This is a genomic window from Pseudomonas sp. PB106, from assembly GCF_009764645.1.
Taxonomy (GTDB): domain Bacteria; phylum Pseudomonadota; class Gammaproteobacteria; order Pseudomonadales; family Pseudomonadaceae; genus Aquipseudomonas.
The window spans coordinates 18,183-37,922 of sequence record NZ_RWIM01000081.1; the positions used below are offsets into that span (position 1 = coordinate 18,183).

General features: G+C 60.2%; 21 protein-coding genes. 6 read left to right on the top strand and 15 right to left on the bottom strand.

The genetic code is table 11. The features are described from left to right. Nucleotides 1-59: 59 nt before the first annotated feature. The 4 genes from lptE (at nt 60) to EJA71_RS11000 (ending at nt 3,464) form a co-directional block, all read left to right on the top strand. On the top strand, nt 60-665 hold the full coding sequence (gene lptE / locus EJA71_RS10985) for an LPS assembly lipoprotein LptE (RefSeq protein WP_158956743.1): 606 nt from the start codon (nt 60-62) through the stop codon (nt 663-665). 39 nt (nt 666-704) lie between these two features. Next, nucleotides 705-1,742: a DNA polymerase III subunit delta gene (gene holA, locus EJA71_RS10990; protein ID WP_158956745.1), complete on the top strand. Its 1,038-nt coding sequence runs from the start codon at nt 705-707 to the stop codon at nt 1,740-1,742. Nucleotides 1,743-1,916: 174 nt separating this feature from the next. After that, nucleotides 1,917-2,081 carry an alternative ribosome rescue factor ArfA gene (gene arfA / locus EJA71_RS10995; protein ID WP_053124158.1) on the top strand — a complete coding sequence of 55 codons (165 nt, stop codon included), beginning with the start codon at nt 1,917-1,919 and terminating at the stop codon, nt 2,079-2,081. A 60-nt stretch (nt 2,082-2,141) separates the two neighbouring features. Further along, a complete protein-coding gene (locus tag EJA71_RS11000; protein ID WP_158956748.1) occupies nt 2,142-3,464 on the top strand; it encodes a lytic murein transglycosylase in 1,323 nt (440 codons plus the stop codon). 126 nt (nt 3,465-3,590) lie between these two features. On the opposite strand, the gene EJA71_RS11005 is transcribed toward EJA71_RS11000, so the two are convergent. The 13 genes from EJA71_RS11005 to EJA71_RS11065 form a co-directional block, all read right to left on the bottom strand. Then, the gene (locus EJA71_RS11005; RefSeq protein WP_158956750.1) at nt 3,591-4,541 is read right to left on the bottom strand and encodes an LD-carboxypeptidase; all 951 of its coding nucleotides are present in this window, start codon (nt 4,539-4,541) and stop codon (nt 3,591-3,593) included. Between the two features lie 174 nt (nt 4,542-4,715). Continuing rightward, nucleotides 4,716-5,714: a lipoyl synthase gene (lipA, locus tag EJA71_RS11010; RefSeq protein ID WP_161986515.1), complete on the bottom strand. Its 999-nt coding sequence runs from the start codon at nt 5,712-5,714 to the stop codon at nt 4,716-4,718. Nucleotides 5,715-5,739: 25 nt separating this feature from the next. Continuing rightward, nucleotides 5,740-6,387 carry a lipoyl(octanoyl) transferase LipB gene (gene lipB, locus EJA71_RS11015; RefSeq protein ID WP_008087909.1) on the bottom strand — a complete coding sequence of 216 codons (648 nt, stop codon included), beginning with the start codon at nt 6,385-6,387 and terminating at the stop codon, nt 5,740-5,742. After that, nucleotides 6,387-6,662 (bottom strand): DUF493 domain-containing protein, encoded by a 276-nt coding sequence (locus EJA71_RS11020; RefSeq protein ID WP_039761816.1) that lies wholly within the window; start codon nt 6,660-6,662, stop codon nt 6,387-6,389. Before EJA71_RS11020 ends, lipB begins: the two co-directional genes overlap by 1 nt. Before the next feature lie 85 nt (nt 6,663-6,747). Next, on the bottom strand, nt 6,748-7,905 hold the full coding sequence (locus EJA71_RS11025) for a D-alanyl-D-alanine carboxypeptidase family protein (RefSeq protein WP_122592696.1): 1,158 nt from the start codon (nt 7,903-7,905) through the stop codon (nt 6,748-6,750). Nucleotides 7,906-8,094: 189 nt separating this feature from the next. After that, complete coding sequence (locus EJA71_RS11030; RefSeq protein ID WP_158956752.1) at nt 8,095-9,105, bottom strand: septal ring lytic transglycosylase RlpA family protein; 1,011 nt, start codon at nt 9,103-9,105, stop codon at nt 8,095-8,097. Further along, nucleotides 9,105-10,115 carry a lytic murein transglycosylase B gene (mltB, locus tag EJA71_RS11035; RefSeq protein WP_008087906.1) on the bottom strand — a complete coding sequence of 337 codons (1,011 nt, stop codon included), beginning with the start codon at nt 10,113-10,115 and terminating at the stop codon, nt 9,105-9,107. The genes EJA71_RS11030 and mltB overlap by 1 nt, the downstream gene beginning before the upstream one ends. A gap of 17 nt (nt 10,116-10,132) precedes the next feature. Continuing rightward, on the bottom strand, nt 10,133-11,236 hold the full coding sequence (rodA, locus tag EJA71_RS11040; RefSeq protein WP_178113679.1) for a rod shape-determining protein RodA: 1,104 nt from the start codon (nt 11,234-11,236) through the stop codon (nt 10,133-10,135). 31 nt (nt 11,237-11,267) lie between these two features. Continuing rightward, on the bottom strand, nt 11,268-13,163 hold the full coding sequence (gene mrdA / locus EJA71_RS11045; protein WP_158956756.1) for a penicillin-binding protein 2: 1,896 nt from the start codon (nt 13,161-13,163) through the stop codon (nt 11,268-11,270). A gap of 10 nt (nt 13,164-13,173) precedes the next feature. Next, on the bottom strand, nt 13,174-13,641 hold the full coding sequence (gene rlmH / locus EJA71_RS11050) for a 23S rRNA (pseudouridine(1915)-N(3))-methyltransferase RlmH (protein WP_009051038.1): 468 nt from the start codon (nt 13,639-13,641) through the stop codon (nt 13,174-13,176). A 9-nt stretch (nt 13,642-13,650) separates the two neighbouring features. Next, the gene (rsfS, locus tag EJA71_RS11055) at nt 13,651-14,145 is read right to left on the bottom strand and encodes a ribosome silencing factor (RefSeq protein ID WP_016986117.1); all 495 of its coding nucleotides are present in this window, start codon (nt 14,143-14,145) and stop codon (nt 13,651-13,653) included. Nucleotides 14,146-14,216: 71 nt separating this feature from the next. Continuing rightward, the gene (gene nadD / locus EJA71_RS11060) at nt 14,217-14,939 is read right to left on the bottom strand and encodes a nicotinate-nucleotide adenylyltransferase (protein ID WP_158956871.1); all 723 of its coding nucleotides are present in this window, start codon (nt 14,937-14,939) and stop codon (nt 14,217-14,219) included. After that, on the bottom strand, nt 14,908-16,179 hold the full coding sequence (locus tag EJA71_RS11065; protein WP_158956758.1) for a glutamate-5-semialdehyde dehydrogenase: 1,272 nt from the start codon (nt 16,177-16,179) through the stop codon (nt 14,908-14,910). The genes nadD and EJA71_RS11065 overlap by 32 nt, the downstream gene beginning before the upstream one ends. Before the next feature lie 177 nt (nt 16,180-16,356). On the opposite strand from EJA71_RS11065, the gene EJA71_RS11070 reads away from it, so the two are divergent. Both EJA71_RS11070 and EJA71_RS11075 read left to right on the top strand, forming a co-directional pair. Beyond that, a complete protein-coding gene (locus EJA71_RS11070; RefSeq protein WP_158956760.1) occupies nt 16,357-17,052 on the top strand; it encodes a DNA-3-methyladenine glycosylase in 696 nt (231 codons plus the stop codon). Nucleotides 17,053-17,179: 127 nt separating this feature from the next. Beyond that, nucleotides 17,180-18,496 (top strand): bifunctional DedA family/phosphatase PAP2 family protein, encoded by a 1,317-nt coding sequence (locus EJA71_RS11075; protein WP_158956762.1) that lies wholly within the window; start codon nt 17,180-17,182, stop codon nt 18,494-18,496. A 38-nt stretch (nt 18,497-18,534) separates the two neighbouring features. On the opposite strand, the gene EJA71_RS11080 is transcribed toward EJA71_RS11075, so the two are convergent. Both EJA71_RS11080 and EJA71_RS11085 read right to left on the bottom strand, forming a co-directional pair. Next, nucleotides 18,535-19,095: a hypothetical protein gene (locus tag EJA71_RS11080; protein ID WP_158956764.1), complete on the bottom strand. Its 561-nt coding sequence runs from the start codon at nt 19,093-19,095 to the stop codon at nt 18,535-18,537. A 41-nt stretch (nt 19,096-19,136) separates the two neighbouring features. Beyond that, on the bottom strand, nt 19,137-19,379 hold the full coding sequence (locus EJA71_RS11085; RefSeq protein ID WP_158956766.1) for a hypothetical protein: 243 nt from the start codon (nt 19,377-19,379) through the stop codon (nt 19,137-19,139). Between the last annotated feature and the right edge of the window lie 361 nt (nt 19,380-19,740).

Below are 19,740 nucleotides of genomic sequence, written 5' to 3' on the forward strand. Positions count from 1 at the left end.
CCCTGTAAAACCTTTCGGGCCGCACGATCGGCCCACATGGTTTCAAGGGGAGCAACACAATGATCAAACGCAACTTGCTGGTGATGGGCCTCGCTGTGCTGTTGAGCGCCTGCGGTTTCCAGCTGCGTGGCACTGGCACTACTGAACTGACCATCAAGGAACTCGACCTGAGCGCACGTAATGCCTACGGCGAGACGGTCACTCAGTTGCGTCAAATCCTGGAGTCCAGCGGCGTCAAGGTTTACACCGGTGCGCCGTACAAGCTGTACCTGTCTGACGAACAGGAAAACCAGCGCATCCTCAGCTACGCCGGTGCCGGCCGTACTGGCGAATACCAGGTTAATACCGTTCTGAACTACGACATCGTTGGCGAACACAATCTGAACCTGCTGAGCGACAAGCTTGAAGTGCAGAAAGTGTTCATCCACGACGGCAACAACCTTGTCGGTTCCGACCAGGAAGCCAACGACGCCCGTCGCGAAATCCGCAGCGAGCTGGTTCAACGCATGATGCTGCGTCTGCAACAGCTGACTCCGGGTCAACTCGAGCAACTGCAGCAAGCAGCCAACGACCGTGCTCGGGCTGAAGCCGATGCGCTGAAAGCGGCACAAAAGGCTGAAGCGGAAACCCCGCGCCAGTCGCCGCTCGAAATTCCGCAGCAGTAAGACGTTCGGGGCGCTCCGGCGCCCCGTTCGACCTTTCCTATGAAACTAGCTCCCGCCCAACTCGGTAAACACCTGCAAGGCGCCCTTGCGCCGGTCTACATCATCAGCGGCGATGACCCGCTGCTGTGCCAGGAAGCCGCCGACGCCATCCGCAGCGCTACTCGCCAGCAGGGCTTTGATGAACGCCAAGTCTTCGCTGCCGACGCCAATTTTGATTGGGGCACATTGTTGCAGGCCGGTGCGAGCATGTCGTTGTTCGCGGAAAAACGCCTTTTGGAACTGCGCCTGCCCTCCGGCAAACCGGGAGACAAGGGCGCTGCCGCCCTCATTGAATACTGCTCGCGTCCCGCTGAAGACACGGTGTTGCTGATCAGCTTGCCCAAGCTTGATGGCAGTGCGCAGAAGACCAAGTGGGGCAAGGCGCTGGTCGAAGGCCAGCAAACCCAGTTCATCCAGATCTGGCCTGTGGATGCCAACCAACTGCCGAGCTGGATTCGTCAACGTCTGTCGCAAGCGGGACTGTCGGCCAGCCAGGACGCGGTCGAATTGATTGCTGCACGTGTCGAAGGCAACCTGCTCGCCGCTGCGCAGGAAATCGAAAAACTCAAGTTGATGGCTGAAGGTGGCCAGATCACCGTTGAAACGGTGCAAGCCGCAGTGGCGGACAGTGCGCGTTTTGACGTGTTTGGTTTGACCGATGCGGTACTCAACGGCGAGCCGGCGCATGCGTTGCGTATGCTAGAGGGCTTGCGCGGTGAGGGTGTCGAGCCGCCGGTGATTCTGTGGGCACTGGCGCGGGAGTTGCGCCTGCTGGCCAACATCTCGCTGCAGTACAGCCAGGGCACGCCGCTGGACAAATGCTTCAGCCAGGCAAAACCGCCTGTCTGGGACAAGCGCAAACCGCTGATGAGCAAAGCCCTGCAACGCTACTCGGCGCAACGCTGGGCGCAGTTGTTGCTGGAAGCTCAGCGCATCGATGCGCAGATCAAGGGCCAGGCTGCCGGTTCGCCGTGGATGAGCCTGAGCCGCCTGGCGCTATTGATGGCAGGCCAGCGACTTTCACTCCCTGCCGAATAAGATCAAAAGATCGCAGCCTTCGGCAGCTCCTACACCGATCCCTGTAGGAGCTGCGGCACGCTGCGATCTTTTGCTCTTGTTTCCTACAATGCACGCCCGCATTTGCACTATAGACAGACGCCCGACATAGGCAGATTATTTCCCCCGCAAAACCACTCACTCGAGAGATTCCTCATGAGCAAAAAGCCAGCGAAACACGGCCCCAACAAGGCCAAATCCATCGTCGCCCAACCCTTGTTCCGCAGTCGTCAGGAACGACCAACCAAGGGTAAAGGCAGCTACCGCCGCGAAGCCTTCCAGTCTGACAGCTGGGAGGCTTCTTACTTTCTGGCCGCTTAAAGCGCAGTACCCCTCGCTCATGTTAAGGTCTGCACCTGATTCGTTTTCCTGGAACTGTGCATGCCCCTAAGTCTTTCCCGTCGCTGGCCTGTTCGCCAGATGATCGCTGCCTCCAGCTTCATTCTGCTTGTCGCCTGCGCGGAAAAACCTACCGCCGCCGACGCGCAACCTCTTCAAGCCGCCCCTGTTGCCACGGCCCCAGCGATCATTCCGCCGGTAGTGCCGTCCGCCGACCCTCTCGATCTTCAGCCGACCCAGACCTTTGCCGAATGGCAGGCGGGGTTCCGCAAGGACGCGCTGGCCGCAGGGATCAGTCCTGATCTGTTTGACCGCGCCTTTGCCAATGTCAGCTTCGATGCCAGCGTGATTCGCGCCGACCGCAGCCAGCCGGAATTTTCCCGTCCGGTGTGGGAATACCTCGATGGCGCGCTCTCGCCGCTGCGCGTACGCAAAGGTCAGGCGCTGATCAACCAGTACGCTGACATTCTGCAAAGCATCGAACAGCGTTATGGCGTTGATCGCCAGGCGCTGGTGTCGGTGTGGGGCATGGAGAGCAATTTCGGCCAGTTCCAGGGCAGCAAGTCAGTGATCAACTCACTGGCCACCCTCGCCTACGAAGGCCGGCGCCCGGGCTTTGCCCATGCGCAACTGATTGCGGCCCTGCAGATCCTGCAACAGGGCGATATCACGCCGGAGAAGATGCTCGGCTCCTGGGCCGGCGCGATGGGCCAGACCCAGTTCATTCCGACCACCTACAACACCCACGCCGTGGATTTCGACGGTGACGGTCGCCGCGACATCTGGGGCAGCCCGGCGGATGCGCTGGCGTCCACCGCGCATTACCTGCAAAGCTCTGGCTGGCAACGTGGCCAGCCGTGGGGCTTCGAAGTCCAACTGCCGAGCAGCTTCAACTACACGCTGGCCGATGGCGCGATTCGCAAGAGCGTTGCCGAGTGGCGTCAGTTGGGCGTGATTCTGCCAAACGGCGCGCAGGTTCCGGCAGGCTCGGAACAACTGTCCGCCGCCCTGCTGCTACCGGCTGGCTATCGCGGGCCGGCGTTCCTGATCCTCGATAACTTCCGGGCGATCCTCAAGTACAACAACTCGTCGTCTTACGCGCTGGCAGTGAGCCTGTTGTCCGAGCGTTTCAATGGCGGTGGCTTGATCAACGGCACCTGGCCGAAAGACGATCTGCCGCTGAGCCGCACCGAGCGCATCGAGTTGCAAACACTGTTGAGTGCGCGCAATTACGATGCAGGCACTGCTGACGGGATCATCGGCGCCAATACGCGCAAGGCGATTCGCAGTGCCCAGCAGTCGTTTGGCTGGCCGGCGGATGGGTATCCGACGCATAAGTTGCTGGAAAGCCTGCGTACCCAATAATGGGTAGGTTGCAGGGCTGATGGCGCCTTCGCGAGCAAGCTCGCTCCCACATGGATTCTGTGAACGCCACAGATCAAATGTGGGAGCGAGCTTGCTCGCGAAGACTGACTATCAGGCGACTAGCCTTTAAGCCTTGATCACCACATCCTGCTCCAGCATCAATTCCTGCTTCCCCGCATCCAGCCGCACCAGCGCGCCCATCGGCAGCGTCAGGTTCGGATCGCAATGCCCGCTACGCCACCCCGATAACACCGGAATCCGCAACGGTTCAAATGTCTGCTTGAGCAAGCGGTTCAACGCCGCGACATCCACTCCCGCCACATCCCCGACCAACACTCCGCGCAGCTTTGCCAACTTGCCAGCCAGACGCATTTGAGTCAGCAGGCGATCAATGCGATACAACGGCTCGTTGATGTCCTCAATCAGCAGAATCACGCCTTCGACGTCAATTTCGTATGGCGTGCCCAAGGTGGCCGCGATCATCGCAAGATTGCCGCCCAGCAGCCGCCCGTGGGCGATACCAGGTTCAACGGTGGTCAACGGATACGCCACCGGGTGACTGAGCACACTGCCCGCCTTCAACTGGCCGCGCAGCATGGCGAAGAACGAAGTAACCGTCGGCGGTTCCTTGTCCCCCAGCAGATCGGCATTGAGCAGCGGCCCGTGAAAGGTCACGAACCCGGCATATCGACTGATGGCCAGATGCAGTGCGGTGATGTCGCTGTAGCCGACAAACGGTTTGGCGTTACGGCTCAGCAGATCGTAGTCGATGCGGTCGAGCAGGCGTGGTGTGCCGTAACCACCGCGCAGGCAGATGATCGCGTCAACTTGCTGATCTGCGAACGCGGCGTGCAGATCGTTGAGGCGAACGTCATCACTCCCGGCCAGATAGCCGTCCTTCGCGTAGACGCCAGGAAATACTTTCAGCCCATAACCCCGGGCGCGCATCCATTGCACCGCTTTGTCAGTGTCCAGCGCGCCAGGGCCGGCCGGCGCAATCACGCCGATCAAACCTTCTGACGGCAACGCCGGTACCGGTTTATGGGGAAAAAGCGTGTGGGTGGGTCGAACGGTCATCCATGGATCTCCCTGTGTGAACTCATGCCCACACAGTAGTCAGGAACGGCAGGAAACAGAAGAGGCTCTGCTGCCCCGCGCATTGCAGGAAAAGTCAGCGCCTGGCGTAGGACAGGTAAAAAAATGCCCGCGAAGACTCAAGTCTCGCGGGCATTTTTTACGTTCAGCGGCGGATCAGGAACCCAGCAGCTCAGCCTTGACCAGTTTCGCCTGCTCGTCGGCATGGTACGAGGAACGTACCAGCGGGCCCGAGGCAACGTTCTTGAAGCCCATCTTGTAACCTTCCTCGGCGAACCAGGCGAAGGTGTCCGGGTGCACGAAACGCTGCACCGGCAAGTGGCTGCGCGACGGCTGCAAGTACTGACCGAGGGTCAGCATGTCGATGTCGTGTTCGCGCATGCGCTTCATCACTTCGATGACTTCTTCGTCGGTCTCGCCCAGACCCAGCATCAGGCCGGATTTGGTCGGGATGTGCGGCATCATCTGCTTGAAGCGTTGCAGCAGGGTCAGCGACCACTGGTAGTCCGAACCCGGGCGCGCAGCCTTGTACAGGCGCGGCACGGTTTCCAGGTTGTGGTTGAACACATCCGGCGGCTCGGCGGCGGTGATTTCCAGCGCGACGTCCATGCGGCCACGGTAGTCCGGGACCAGCGTTTCAAGTTGCACGTTCGGCGACAGTTTGCGGATCTCGCGGATGCAATCGGCAAAGTGCTGGGCACCGCCGTCACGCAGGTCGTCACGGTCAACCGAGGTGATCACCACGTACTTGAGCTTGAGGTCGGCAATGGCGATGGCCAGGCTTTCCGGCTCGTTGACGTCCAGTGGTTTCGGACGACCGTGGCCGACGTCGCAGAACGGGCAGCGACGGGTGCAGATGTCACCCATGATCATGAAGGTCGCGGTGCCGCCGGAGAAGCACTCGCCAAGGTTCGGGCAGGACGCTTCTTCGCAAACGCTGTGCAGCTTGTGTTTGCGCAGCAGGCTCTTGATACGGTCGACTTCCGGCGAAACCGGGATGCGCACGCGGATCCAGTCAGGTTTTTTCGGCAGTTCGGTGGTCGGAATGATCTTTACCGGGATGCGTGCAACCTTCTCGGCGCCGCGCAGCTTGACGCCGGCTTCTACCTTGGGACGCGGGGCCGGGCGCTCGGTCACGTCGAGCGTCGGGATCATGGTTTGCACTGCATCAGTAGTCATATCAGTCGATTCCGCCCGTCAGGGTCGTCTGCTCAGCATAGTCGAGGTGTTTGACGAGCTGCGCGCGCAGCCGGGCACTTACCTCGGCAAATTCAATCGATCCTGCGTGGTCGCTCAGCTGGGTCATCGCCAGCCCGGCATAGCCGCAGGGATTAATCCGTCGAAACGGTTCCAGGTTCATATCCACGTTCAGGGCCAGGCCATGAAAGGAACAACCGTGGCGAATCCGCAAACCCAGAGAAGCGATTTTCGCTCCGTCGACGTACACGCCGGGAGCGTCTGGCTTGGCCGCTGCGGTCACCCCGTAGCTGGCCAGCAATTCAATCAGGCAAAGCTCCATGCGACTGACCAGATCACGCACGCCGAAACCCAGCTTGCGTACATCCAGCAGCAGGTAGGCCACCAACTGGCCGGGACCATGATAAGTCACCTGCCCGCCGCGATCGACCTGCACCACCGGGATATCACCCGGCAGTAGCAGATGTTCGGCCTTGCCGGCCTGGCCCTGAGTGAACACCGGCGGGTGTTCGACGAGCCAGATTTCGTCGGCGGCATCGCTGCCGCGTTCGTTGGTAAAACGTTGCATGGCATGCCAGACCGGCTCGTAAGCCATCTGGCCGAGCTCACGAAAGCCCAGCGTGCCCGGCATCACAACACCATGTGCACGAAGCCGGTCGCCCGCAGTTCGCTGTTGATGTTGTACAGCTGATCCTGGTCGGTCGCGACGATGTGCAACTGAATGGTGGTGTACTTGCCGTTGGTGCTTTGACGCTCGTCGATGCGCTCATCATTGATGGTCGCGTGTTTCTTGACGATGTCGATGATCTTGTCTTTGTTGCCCACACCGGTATCGCTGATCACCTTAACGGGATAATCCGTGACAGGGAATTCGATCTTTGGCGCCTTTACTTCGGTATCGGTCATGGCGTAACGGCCTCTAGAGCGCAAGCCGTGGTAACGCACATGGCCCCGCGCCGGATCGGGGCGGGGCCATGCAGGTCAACACAAATCAGTTGAACAAGCCGTAGAAGAATAGACGGATGCTATCCCACATGCGGCGGAAGATACCACCCTCCTCGACGCCATCCAGAGCGATCAGGTCAGCGCTGTGCACGACCTTGTCTTCCAGTTTGACTTCGACTTTACCGATCACGTCGCCCTTGGCGATTGGCGCAACCAGTTGCGGGTTCATGGTCATGCTCGCAGCAAGCTTCTTCAGCTGGCCTTTTGGCAGGGTCATGGTCAGGTCTTCAGCCAGGCCGGCCTTGACTTGATTGGTGGTGCCTTTCCACACCGGGGCCTGAGCCAGTTCGGTACCCTTCTGATAGAAGGTCTGGGTTTCGAAGAAGCGGAAGCCATACGTCAGCAGCTTCTGGGTTTCAGCAGCACGGGCCACTTCGCTGTTGGTGCCGAACACCACGGCGATCAGGCGCTGACCGTCACGCACAGCCGAGGACACCATGCAGTAGCCGGCTTCGTCGGTGTGACCGGTTTTCAGACCGTCGACGGTCTTGTCACGCCACAGCAGCAGGTTGCGGTTAGGCTGCTTGATACCGTTCCAGAAGAACTCTTTCTGCGAGTAGATCGCGTAGTGAGCCGGGTCTTCGTGGATGATCGCACGGGCCAGGATCGCCATGTCGTGAGCCGACGAGTAGTGCTCAGGGTTTGGCAGACCGGTCGGGTTCATGAAGTGGGTGTTGGTCATGCCCAGATCAGTCACAGTCTTGTTCATCAGGTCGGCGAAAGCGTCTTCGCTGCCGGCGATGTGCTCGGACAGCGCGACGCTGGCATCGTTGCCGGACTGGATGATGATGCCGTGCAGCAGGTCGCTGACAGTAACCTGCGAGCCAACCTTGATGAACATCCGCGAACCGCCGGTGCGCCAGGCGTTTTCGCTGACGGTCACCGGATCGTTTTCACCGATCTGGCCGCGACGGATTTCCAGGGTCGCGATGTACGCGGTCATCAGCTTGGTCAGGCTGGCCGGTGGCAGACGCTGATCGCCATTGTTCTCGACCAGCACGTTGCCGCTGCTGGCATCCATCAGAACGTAGGCTTTGGCGGCCAGTTGCGGTGGCGACGGCATCATCTCGGCCGCGAAGGCGGCTGGCGAGAGGAGCAGCGGGACTAGCAGACACAGGCGTTTGGCAAAGGTGGTGATGTTCATCCGTCTCTCGAAATCGCTAATGGAAACTGTCCTTGCGGACAAAATTTAATCAGATGACTTTCTAACGAGCCATCGCGTGTTCAGTTGCTCACTCCAGTCACCCTTGCCGGGCTTTTGTTCTTCGACGAGCCAACAACCTGATTCACCCCCCAATCGCTGGCGAATCGTCAATCAAGTTCTACGTTTTGCTTACTCGGTGACCACACTTGGCGAACCAAGGTTGGCCAGGCGCACGCTGTTCTGTACCTGGGCAATTTCACCCGGCGAACCGATCGGCCCCAGGCGCACCCGGTGCAGAGTCTGCTGATTGCGCACGATCGAACTGATGAACACCGGAGCGCTCACCATCCCGCTGAGCTTCGACCTCAGCAGTTCTGCAGCGTCCGGGTTGGCGAACGCGCCCACCTGCAGATACTGGCCAGTTGCTGTTGCAGAAGCGTTTTTTTTTGCGCTCATCGGCACCGGAACGGTGTCAGAGGCATGTTGCTGCGGCGGCGGTGTCCACTGCTCGACGGTGCCGGCCGAGGCGGTGATTACCGGGGCGCTATTCTGCGCCACTTGCGGCTCGTTGAGCATCAGCGGCGCCGGACGGCCTTTCGCGGCCCAGTACTGCTGGGGATCAATGCCTTCGACCTTGACCCGCGCGGTGCCGGTTTCGGCGTAGCCAAGCTTTTTCGCGGCGGCGTAGGACAAGTCGATGATCCGGTCGGAGTAGAACGGCCCACGGTCGTTGACCCGCAGAATCACTGTGCGGTTGTTGTCCAGGTTGGTCACCCGAACGTAACTCGGCAGTGGCAATGTCTTGTGGGCGGCGCTCATGCCGTAGAGGTCGTAGACCTCGCCGTTGGCGGTGTTCTGACCATGGAACTTGGTGCCGTACCAGGACGCCGTGCCCGAAGCGACGTAAGTCTTGGATTCCTGCAACGGGAAATAGGTCTTGCCCAGTACGGTGTACGGGTTGGCCTTGTACGGGCCGGTGTGCAGGGTCGGCGTGGCATCCGGGATGCGCGAAACATCGACGTCCCACCATGGCGCGCCGTCTTTGTGCGCGCGGTTGATGTCCAGGCCAGGCTGCGCCCGCACGGCGGTATTGGAGGTTTTCTGCGTTGGCGAGCGGCTGGTCGAACAACTGGCGACCAACACTGCCAACGCAGCGAAGGCCAGCAGCTTCAGGGGTTTACTGTTAGGCAATGCCTGCATTACTTGACGCCCCGTGCTTGTACCAGCTGTTCAGACAGTTGATGTACGGCCATGGCGTACATCACGCTGCGGTTATAACGCGTGATCGCGTAGAAATTCTTCAGGCCCATCCAGTATTCAGGGCCGTTGTCGCCTTCGAGGCGAAATGCAGTCACCGGCATATCATCGCGCAGCGCATCATGACTTGACCAGCCCAGCGCCCGCAACTCTCCGACCGTTTTCGTCGGCTCGATACCGGTGGTCAGGCCTTCATCGACCTGCTCGCCACGGACATCGGCGCGGCTGACCACCGGCTCACCGGCGACCCAGCCGTGACGCTTGAAGTAGCTGGCGACGCTGCCGATCGCATCATCCGGGTTGTTCCAGATATTGATGTGGCCGTCACCGTCGAAATCCACCGCATAGGCGCGAAAGCTGCTCGGCATGAACTGCGGCAAGCCCATCGCCCCGGCGTACGAGCCTTTGAGGGTCAAAGGATCGACCTGTTCTTCACGGGCCAGCAGCAGAAACTCACGCAGTTCCTTGCGGAAAAATTCGGCACGGGGAGGATAGTCGAAACCGAGCGTCGACAAGGCATCGATCACCCGGTAATTACCGGTATTACGTCCGAAAAAGGTTTCAACGCCGATGATCGACACGATGACTTGTGCCGGCACGCCGTATTCCTGCTCGGCACGGGCCAAAGTCGCCTCGTGCTGACGCCAGAAATCCACACCACGAGCAATGCGCGCGTCGGTGATGAACATCGGGCGGTATTCTTTCCACTGTTTAACCCGCTCGGCGGGTCTGGAGATGGCATCGAGAATCGCCTGCTTGCGCTGAGCCTCGCGGAACACCGCCATCAATTGCTCACCGGCGAAACCGTAGTCGCGGGTCATTTCACCGACGAATTCGGCCACCTGAGGCGAGCCTTCGTATTCGCCGGCCAGCGCTTCCTGCATGCTGCCCAGGAGGCCCATCAGGCCTACCACTGGCGCGCATCGAGTCGCCCAGCCACGCATTACTTGCATTGCACTCTTCACCTTATTCAAACCTGTGCGATCCACTTGCGATGGGTATGGATCGACATCAAAACCCCAAACGCTGACAGCAGCGTTACCAGCGAAGTTCCTCCGTAGCTAATGAACGGCAACGGCACCCCCACAACCGGCAACAGGCCACTGACCATACCGATGTTGACGAAAACGTAAACAAAAAACGTCATGGTCAGCGCGCCGGCGAGCAATTTGCCGAACAGCGTTTGCGCCTGAGCGGTGATCACCAGCCCCCGGCCAATCAGCAACAGATAGATCAGCAACAGGGCGCAAATGCCCACCAGACCGAACTCTTCGCCGAGCACGGCAATGATGAAGTCGGTATGACTTTCCGGCAGGAAGTCGAGGTGCGACTGGGTGCCGAGCAACCAGCCTTTACCGAATACGCCGCCGGAACCGATCGCGGCTTTCGACTGAATGATGTTCCAGCCCGTTCCCAATGGATCGCTCTCGGGGTCGAGGAAGGTCAGGATTCGCTGCTTCTGGTAGTCGTGCATGATGAAAAACCACATCGCCACCGACACCGGGACTGCCGCCGCCAGCACGCTGAGAATCCAGCGCCAGCGCAGTCCGCCCATGAACAGCACGAACGCGCCGCCGGCGAGAATCAGCAGCGAAGTCCCGAGATCAGGCTGCCGCACGATCAATATGAACGGCACACCGATCAGCATCAGGCTGATGCCGACGTGTTTGAGCTGCGGCGGCAACGTGCGCTTGGACAGATACCAGGCAATGGTCGCCGGCATCAGGATTTTCATGAACTCCGAGGGCTGGAAGCGGATCACCCCGGGGATGTTGATCCAGCGCGTCGCGCCCATGGCGTTGTGGCCCATGATGTCCACCACCAACAGCAGCACAACACCAATCACGTACCCCAGCGGCACCCAGCGCGCCATGAAACGCGGCTCGAACTGGGCGATGACGATCATCGACACCAGCCCGATACCGAACGAAGTGGCCTGTTTGGCCAGCAGGTCCCAGCTCTTGCCGCTGGCCGAATACAGCACGAACAGACTGCCAGCAGCGAGGATCAGCAGCAGGATCAGCAACGGGCCATCGATATGCAGTCTTTGCAGCAGCGTCGCGCGGCGACGCATCACATCCTCACTGGAGAGCATGCGATCAAAATTATTCATCACGGGCCGTAGCCTCCGCACTGATTGGGCTGGCGTATTCGGCCTTCAAACGTCCGTCCTGATCGAGTAGCCAGGCGTCCATGACCTGACGCACCACGGGTGCAGCGACGCCGGAACCGGACTCACCGTTCTCGACCATCACCGAAACGACGATCCGCGGATCATCCGCCGGGGCGAAACCGACGAACAAGGCGTGGTCGCGGTGGCGTTCCTGAACCTTGGAGCGGTCGTATTTCTCGCCCTGCTTGATCGCGACAACCTGCGCCGTACCGGACTTGCCAGCGATGCGATATTGCGCACCAATCGCCGCTTTGCGCGCCGTGCCGCGAGCACCGTGCATCACCTGTTGCATGCCGTGGTTGACCTTGGTCCAGTCCGACGGATCACGCAGCACAATGTCCGGCATCGGGTTTTCATCCACCGGCTTCACCCCTTCGAGGGATTTGGCCAGGTGCGGACGATTCCAGATGCCTTTGTTGGCGACCAGCGCCGTGGCCTGGGCCAGTTGCAGCGGGGTCGATTGCATATAGCCCTGGCCGATCCCGAGGATCAGGGTTTCGCCAGGGAACCACGCCTGCTTGCGTGTCGCTCGCTTCCACTCGCGGGAGGGCATCAGGCCGGGGGATTCTTCGAACATGTCCAGCGAGACCTTCTGGCCGATGCCGAACTTGTTCATGTAGGTCGACAGCCGATCGATGCCGAGCTTGTGCGCCAGGTCATAGAAGTAGGTGTCGTTGGACCGCATGATCGCGGTGTCGAGGTCGACGAAGCCATCACCGGTGCGGTTCCAGTTACGGTATTTGTGATCGTAGTTGGGCAGCATGTAGTAGCCCGGGTCGAACACCCGGCTGGATGCCGTCACCACACCGGAATCAAGACCGGCAATTGCCACCGCAGGCTTGATCGTCGAGCCCGGCGGATACAGACCGCGCAGCACGCGGTTGAACAGCGGTCGGTCGATGGAATCGCGCAACTCGGCGTAGGCCTTGAAGCTGATGCCGGTGACGAACAGGTTCGGGTCGAAGCTCGGCTGACTGACCATCGCCAGCACTTCGCCGGTCTTCGGATCGAGCGCAACCACCGCGCCACGACGCCCGCCGAGCGCGGCTTCGGCCGCTTCCTGCAACTTGATGTCCAGGCTGAGGACGATGTCCTTGCCGGGAATCGGGTCGGTGCGCTTGAGCACGCGCAAGACGCGGCCACGGGCGTTGGTCTCGACTTCTTCGTAACCGACCTGGCCGTGCAATTCCGGCTCGTAGAAACGCTCGATGCCGGTTTTGCCGATGTGGTGGGTGCCGCTGTAGTTGACCGGATCGAGGCTCTTCAGCTCTTTCTCGTTGATCCGCCCCATATAGCCCACCGAGTGCGCAAAGTGCGCGCCCTGCGGGTAGTGACGGACCAGTTGCGCGACCACTTCCACGCCCGGCAGGCGGAACTGATTCACCGCGATGCGGGCGATCTGCTCTTCGGTCAGCTCGAACAGGATTGGCACCGGTTCGAATGGCCGGCGCCCCTGACGCATGCGTTTCTCGAAGATCACCCGGTCCTCGGGCGTCAGTTCCAGCACTTCGACGATGACGTCGAGCACTTGCTGCCAGTCGCCGGAGCGCTCGCGGGTCATGCTCAGGCTGAAGCTTGGACGGTTGTCCGCCACTACCACGCCGTTGCGGTCGAAAATCAGCCCGCGCGTTGGCGGAATCGGCTGCACGTGGACGCGGTTGTTCTCCGACAGCGTCGAGTGATACTCATACTGAATCACCTGCAAGTAATACAGCCGCGCAATCAGCACGCCGATCAACAGCATGATCGCAATGGCCCCGAACACGACGCGGCTACGCACCAGGCGTGCGTCCTTTTCGTGGTCCTTGATGCGGATCGGCTGAGACATGAGGGCTGGATTACTTGTGGTAAGGGTGACCGGACAGCACGGTCCAGGCACGGTACAACTGTTCGCCGATCAGGATCCGCACCAGCGGGTGCGGCAACGTCAGCGGCGACAACGACCAACGCTGATCGGCACGGGCACAGACTTCCGGCGCCAGCCCTTCCGGGCCACCGACCATGAAATTGACCGTGCGCGAATCCAGCCGCCAACGGTCGAGTTCGACCGCCAGTTGCTCAGTGCTCCAGGGTTTGCCGTGGACTTCCAGCGTGACGATCCGCTCGTTCTGCCCGACCTTGGCCAGCATGGCTTCGCCTTCCTGGCGGATGAAACGGGCCACGTCGGCATTTTTGCCACGGGTGTTGAGCGGTATTTCCACCAGTTCCAGCGCCAGCTCGGACGGAAGACGCTTGGCATATTCATGCCAGCCTTCTTCCACCCACTTGGGCATGCGTGAACCGACGGCGATCAGGCGCAGTCGCACAGCAATCCCTTACAGCTGGTCTTTGTTGAGCTTGGTGAAATGCTCGTGGGTGTTTTCCGGGCTGTGGTGCTTGGCATCTGCCGCACGGCTTTGCTCGGCACCGGCCCACAGGCGCTCCAGGTCGTAGAACTGACGTGCCGAGGCAGTCATCATGTGCACGATCACCAGGTCCAGGTCCAACAGCACCCAGTCGCTGTCGCCCTTGCCTTCTTCGCCCAGCGGCTTGGCGCCCTGCTTTTTGACTTCTTCGCGAACCTTGTCGAGCATCGCGTTGATCTGGCGGTTGGAAGTACCGGTAGCGATGATCATGTAGTCAGTGATGCTCTGCTTGTCGCGAACATCGATGATCTGGATGTCTTGCGCCTTGACGTCTTCCAGCGCGGCTACCGCCAGCTTGACCAGTTCATCGCCTTTCAGCGGCTCGTTGGTGTTGACCGGCTCTGGCAGCGGGGCGCTCTTGAATGTGCCTTTGCGCTTTACTTTGGTTTGATCTTTGTCAGTCATATAAAACTCGTTTTGCTCATATATTCGGCGGCTTGGGATACGGTGATTCGTATCAGTGAAGCACGCCTTGCTCAGTTCGACGCACGGTAAAGACCGTGCGCATCGATGTAGGCCAGGACCGCGTCGGGCACCAGGAAACGTACCGACTTACCGCTGGCCAGCAGTTGACGGATCTGGGTGGCGGAAACCGCGAGCGGTGTCTGCCAGACGAATGCAATCTGTCCGCTCGGCCCCTTCAGGGCCAGCGGGTCGCTCACCGAACGCGCTGCCAGCAGGTTGCGCAAGGCATCCGGCGGTTCGCTGTCGGCGTCCGGGCGCTGTAGCACCAGGATGTGGCAATGCTGGAGCAACTCTTCCCAGCGGTGCCAAGTGGGCAGGCCGCAAAATGCGTCCCAGCCCAAAAGCAGAAAAACCTGGGTTTCTGCGGGCATTTCGGCACGCATCAACTCCAGGGTATCAATGGTGTAGGACGGTTTGTCCCGCTGCAGTTCGCGGGCATCCACCACCAGAGGCGGCACTCCGGCCACCGCACACTCGACCATCGCCAGCCGATTCTGCGCCGACACTTGCGGCGTACCGCGATGCGGCGGCCGCGCGCTCGGCGTCAGACGCAGCTCATCGAGCGCCAGCGCTTCGGCGACTTCCAGGCCACCGCGCAAATGGCCGATGTGCACCGGATCGAACGTACCGCCCAGCACGCCAATGCGTCGCGGACGGGTTTCGCTGCCGGGTGTCGGCGCTGTCAGGTCAAGGTCGGTCAAGTCAGACCGTCGCCTGGCCGCGCAACTGGCCATCACCGACCACGACATACTTCTCGCAGGTCAGTCCTTCCAGACCCACCGGGCCGCGGGCGTGCAGCTTATCAGTAGAAATGCCGATCTCGGCACCCAATCCGTATTCAAATCCATCGGCAAAGCATGTCGGGGTATTGATCATCACCGACGCCGAGTCGACTTCCGCCACAAACCGCCGCGTGTCGGCGAGGTTTTCGCTGACGATCGAGTCGGTGTGATGGGAGCCGTAATGGTTGATGTGTTCAATGGCCTGGTCCAGACCGTCGACCACGCGGATCGACAGAATCGGCGCCAGATACTCGGTGTTCCAGTCGTCTTCGCTGGCGGCAACGGCGTCGATGATCGCCCGAGTGCGCTCGCAGCCACGCAGCTCGACGCCCTTTTCGCGGAACTGGGCAGCCATCGATGGCAGGAAATCCTTGGCAACAGTCTGGTCGACCAGCAGCGTCTCCATTGCACCGCAGATGCCATAGCGATAGGTCTTGGCATTGAAGGCGATGCGCTGGGCTTTCGGCAGATCGGCGTGGGCACTGACGTAAACGTGGCAGATGCCGTCCAGATGCTTGATCACCGGCACGCGGGCGTCGCGGCTGATGCGCTCGATCAGGCCTCGGCCGCCACGTGGCACGATCACATCGACGTACTCGGGCATGGTGATCATCGCGCCGACGGCGGCACGGTCAGTGGTTTCGACCACTTGCACCACAGCGGCGGGCAGTTCGGCTTCGGCCAGACCGCGCTGGATGCACGCGGCGATCGCGCGGTTGGAGTGAATCGCCTCGGAGCCACCGCGCAAAATCGTCGCGTTGCCGGACTTCAGGCACAGGCTGGCGGCATCGATGGTCACGTTGGGACGGGATTCGTAGATGATCCCGATCACGCCCAGCGGCACACGCATCTTGCCGACCTGAATGCCCGACGGACGGAAGCTCATGTCACGGATCGCGCCGACCGGATCCGGCAGCGCAGCCACCTGACGCAGGCCGACGATCATGCCGTCGATACGAGCCGGGGTCAGTTCCAGACGCTCCAGCAATGCCGGCTCCAGACCATTGGCGCGACCGGCAGCCAGATCCTGCTCATTGGCTGCTGCCAGCTCGGCGCGGGCAGCGTCCAGTGCATTGGCAGCCGCCTGCAAGGCGCGGTTTTTCTGCGCAGTGCTGGCACGGCCGATGACCCGGGAAGCTTCGCGGGCGGCGCGACCCAATCGGGTCATGTAGTCAAGAACGGACTCAGTCATGGTCTGCTGGGGTCTTGGCAAAGAGGAAAGCGGCAGATTATAGCTGTCGCGTCCCGGGACTAACAGCGGTGACGGGCGGATGGTCGAAATGGACTACAAATAGCCAACGTTCAGCGGTGATTAAGACTCAAATTGTTATCATCACGACCTCTGCAGCCTGGATAAACACCGCTTGCCATGTCCACTCTGACTGTTCGCAACCACGCCGAGCGCCAGCCGCTGGGGCTTCCGGACGCTTTTTTCGACCGCGATGCCCAAGTATTGGCCAAGGATCTTCTCGGCAAAGTGATCCGCCATCGGGTCGGCGATCTGTGGCTGAGCGCGCGGATCATCGAAACCGAAGCCTATTACTGCGCGGAAAAAGGCAGTCACGCGTCACTCGGCTACACGGAAAAGCGTAAGGCTTTGTTTCTGGATGGCGGCCACATCTATATGTATTACGCCCGTGGCGGCGATTCGCTGAATTTCAGCGCCCAAGGGCCGGGAAACGCCGTGCTGATCAAATCGGCGTATCCGTGGGTCGATGAAATCAGCGGCCCGGCGAGTCTGGCGCAGATGCTGCTGAACAACCCTGACGCCCAGGGGCACGCGCGACCGTCGCAGAAACTCTGCGCCGGGCAGACGTTGCTGTGCAAGGCGCTGGGGCTAAAGGTGCCGATGTGGGACGCCAAGCGCTTCGATCATGAAATGCTGCTGGTTGAAGACACCGGACCGGCGCCCTCGCACATCATTCAAACCACGCGACTGGGCATTCCCCATGGCCGTGACGAACACCTGCTGTACCGCTTCGTCGACGCCGCCTACGCGCAATGGTGCACGCGGAACCCGCTGCGCCGGGGTCAGGTCGAAGGCCGGGATTATTTCCTGCTGTAAACACACACTCCTGTAGGAGCTGCCGAAGGCTGCGATCTTTTGATCTGGTTTTCAGGATCAAGATCAACAGATCGCAGCCTTCGGCAGCTCCTACATGGGGATCATCAATGGTTTGGAGTTTTTTGGTATGGGCCCATGGCTCGATAGCATAACCGGCTGGCTGGCAGCCAATCCGCAGTGGCTGGCTGCAGCGGTATTGATCGTCGCTTTTGTCGAGTGTCTGGCGATTGCCGGATTGATCGTGCCGGGCACGGTGTTGCTGTTTGCCGTGGCCGTGCTGGCCGGCAGCGGCGCGTTGTCGTTGAGCGAAACCCTGCTCTTGGGTTTCCTTGGCGGGATTCTCGGCGATGTGATTTCGTATTTCCTCGGTCGCCACTTCCATCAGAACATCCGCCGCCTGCCGGGATTGCGCCATCACCCGGAGTGGATGGCCGGGGCCGAGAGCTACTTCCAGCGCTACGGCATCGCCAGTCTTTTGGTCGGGCGCTTCATCGGCCCATTGCGGCCAATGCTGCCGATGGTTGCCGGCATGTGCGACATGCCCTTTCCGCGTTTCGCCGCCGTCAGCCTGCTGGCCGCCGCAGGGTGGAGCATCGCTTATCTGCTGCCGGGCTGGGCTACCGGCGCGGCGATTCGTCTGCCGCTGCCGGAAGGTTTCTGGCTTGAAGCCGGCATCGTCGCCGCCAGCATCGCGGTGATGGTTGGGCTCAGCGTCAACAGCAGCCTGCGCCGTCACCGTCGCGCGACGGTGTGGATCAGCAGCATGAGCCTGGCGATTCTGATCGGCCTGTTCATTGGCTACCCGTACCTGACCGCGCTCGACCAAGGCGTGATGACTCTGGTGCAGGAGCATCGCCAACCGGTGCTGGATGAACTGGCGGTGGCCTTCACCCTGATCGGTGAGTTCCGCAACATGTTCATGTTCAGCGCCCTGCTGACCGGCATTTTGCTGCTGTGCCGGCAATGGCGTCAGGCGATATTTGCCGGCAGCACGCTGCTGGTCACGGCGTTGGCCAACACCGGCACCAAATATTTCTTCGCCCGGGTACGCCCGGAAGTTCTCACCGAACCACTGACCAGTTACAGCATGCCCAGCGGCCATGCGTCCGGTTCATTTGCGTTGTTTCTGACTTTGGCGGTGCTGGCCGGTCGCGGGCAACCGCCGAGAATGCGCCTGACCTGGCTGCTGGTCGGGTGCATTCCGGCGCTGGCGATTGCCCTGTCGCGGGTGTATCTGGGCGCGCACTGGCCGACGGATATTCTTGCCGGTGCGATGCTGGCGGCCTGCGTCTGCGCCGCGAGCCTGTGGCTCAGTCAGCGCCGTGAGCCGCTGGTCGCCATGCCACAGAAAGTCTGGTGGCTGCTGTTACCGGCGCTGGTTGCCCTCTTCGGTTTCTTCCTGCTGCGCTACTTGCCTCACGTAATGACGCGCTACGCCTATTGATTCAACCAGACGCAGCGCACTCCGGTGCGCTCGTCAGCTCACTCCGACTGAGCCACGATTTTCAGCACAAACACCGCCGGCGTTCCGTTGAAGGCGTCGTGCCCGGTAGCATTGGGATCGGCATCCTTGAAATAGTGCTTGCCGCCTTCGAGCCCCAGATACAGCAATCGGCCTGCTACACCCAAGTGAACGTAACTCGGGCCTTTCTGCAGATCGGTGAAATTCGCTGCTGTGGTTTTGCCGTTGGACAGGCTGAACAGATTGTTTCGATCATCGCCAGCAACGACATGACGCGTACCTTGGGCAACGCTGAGAAAACGCTCGTCATACTCTCCCTTGAGGATTGTCATGACGGCAAATCCGTTATCTTTCGGTACAAACTTAAATAATAAAGGCTTGTCATCTTCATGATCAGCCAAGGTCAAGTAGTTCACCCCCTCGCCACTGGCCAGACTCACTTCAGTATCCAGACGCTCACGCCGGGTCAATCGAGGATCGCGCAATCGCGACTTCAACCGTTGTTGATTAAGTACAACAGGACGCCCCTCAAGAAAAAGGTTTGCCAAAAACGAGGCATTTTTATTGGAGTTGATACTCATGATTTCACCCGCCACTTAATAACCGATAAACAAGAAATAACTTATGCCGATTTCTCTGACAAAAAAGGCGAGGCGAGACTTGCGGCGGTGGCCGACACGCGCGGCAGTTCACCACTGGGCATCTGTACGACCTTGCGTTTACGGCGTTCAACCACCATCAAGTCAGCATAAACACCCGCCGACTCGATCAAATAACTTGCGTTGTTATTGGTTCCTGCATGTTTGAAAATGTATTTACCGGCTATATCGTCCCAAAACGCCCATTCATCTTCATATATATTCATTTCCTGACACTTCCTTGTCGTCATCGCGGATGAATTTCCGTGATCACTCACCCTACAACCGAGTTTATTGCCCGCACAATAAACACCACAAACATCATTCTTACAAAACACAACAACACAACCTGCAAAACAAAAGCGGCTGATCCGTCATATCCAGCCGTGCGACATTGAGGGCGCTCACCCTTTAAATCATTCTCACGGAAGAGAGTAATAAACGTGGCAAAACCATTTCTCGAAAATACGTCCGCCGATTCGGTGCAAATAACCGACATCGAGGCGCCAGGCCAAAGCGCTGCGACCCAAGCCTTCGCGCAAACAACGCCCGCAACAGACACTGCGCCCCCTGGCAAAATGCCGAAGC

Coding starts and splice junctions, on each gene's coding strand:
- lptE (WP_158956743.1), top strand. CDS start 60: ATGATCAAACGCAACTTGCTGGTGATGGGCCTCGCTGTGCTGTTGAGC.
- holA (WP_158956745.1), top strand. CDS start 705: ATGAAACTAGCTCCCGCCCAACTCGGTAAACACCTGCAAGGCGCCCTT.
- arfA (WP_053124158.1), top strand. CDS start 1,917: ATGAGCAAAAAGCCAGCGAAACACGGCCCCAACAAGGCCAAATCCATC.
- EJA71_RS11000 (WP_158956748.1), top strand. CDS start 2,142: ATGCCCCTAAGTCTTTCCCGTCGCTGGCCTGTTCGCCAGATGATCGCT.
- EJA71_RS11005 (WP_158956750.1), bottom strand. CDS start 4,541: ATGACCGTTCGACCCACCCACACGCTTTTTCCCCATAAACCGGTACCG.
- lipA (WP_161986515.1), bottom strand. CDS start 5,714: ATGATCCCGACGCTCGACGTGACCGAGCGCCCGGCCCCGCGTCCCAAG.
- lipB (WP_008087909.1), bottom strand. CDS start 6,387: ATGCCGGGCACGCTGGGCTTTCGTGAGCTCGGCCAGATGGCTTACGAG.
- EJA71_RS11020 (WP_039761816.1), bottom strand. CDS start 6,662: ATGACCGATACCGAAGTAAAGGCGCCAAAGATCGAATTCCCTGTCACG.
- EJA71_RS11025 (WP_122592696.1), bottom strand. CDS start 7,905: ATGAACATCACCACCTTTGCCAAACGCCTGTGTCTGCTAGTCCCGCTG.
- EJA71_RS11030 (WP_158956752.1), bottom strand. CDS start 9,105: ATGCAGGCATTGCCTAACAGTAAACCCCTGAAGCTGCTGGCCTTCGCT.
- mltB (WP_008087906.1), bottom strand. CDS start 10,115: ATGCAAGTAATGCGTGGCTGGGCGACTCGATGCGCGCCAGTGGTAGGC.
- rodA (WP_178113679.1), bottom strand. CDS start 11,236: ATGCGTCGCCGCGCGACGCTGCTGCAAAGACTGCATATCGATGGCCCG.
- mrdA (WP_158956756.1), bottom strand. CDS start 13,163: ATGTCTCAGCCGATCCGCATCAAGGACCACGAAAAGGACGCACGCCTG.
- rsfS (WP_016986117.1), bottom strand. CDS start 14,145: ATGACTGACAAAGATCAAACCAAAGTAAAGCGCAAAGGCACATTCAAG.
- nadD (WP_158956871.1), bottom strand. CDS start 14,939: ATGGCCAGTTGCGCGGCCAGGCGACGGTCTGACTTGACCGACCTTGAC.
- EJA71_RS11065 (WP_158956758.1), bottom strand. CDS start 16,179: ATGACTGAGTCCGTTCTTGACTACATGACCCGATTGGGTCGCGCCGCC.
- EJA71_RS11070 (WP_158956760.1), top strand. CDS start 16,357: ATGTCCACTCTGACTGTTCGCAACCACGCCGAGCGCCAGCCGCTGGGG.
- EJA71_RS11075 (WP_158956762.1), top strand. CDS start 17,180: ATGGGCCCATGGCTCGATAGCATAACCGGCTGGCTGGCAGCCAATCCG.
- EJA71_RS11080 (WP_158956764.1), bottom strand. CDS start 19,095: ATGAGTATCAACTCCAATAAAAATGCCTCGTTTTTGGCAAACCTTTTT.
- EJA71_RS11085 (WP_158956766.1), bottom strand. CDS start 19,379: ATGAATATATATGAAGATGAATGGGCGTTTTGGGACGATATAGCCGGT.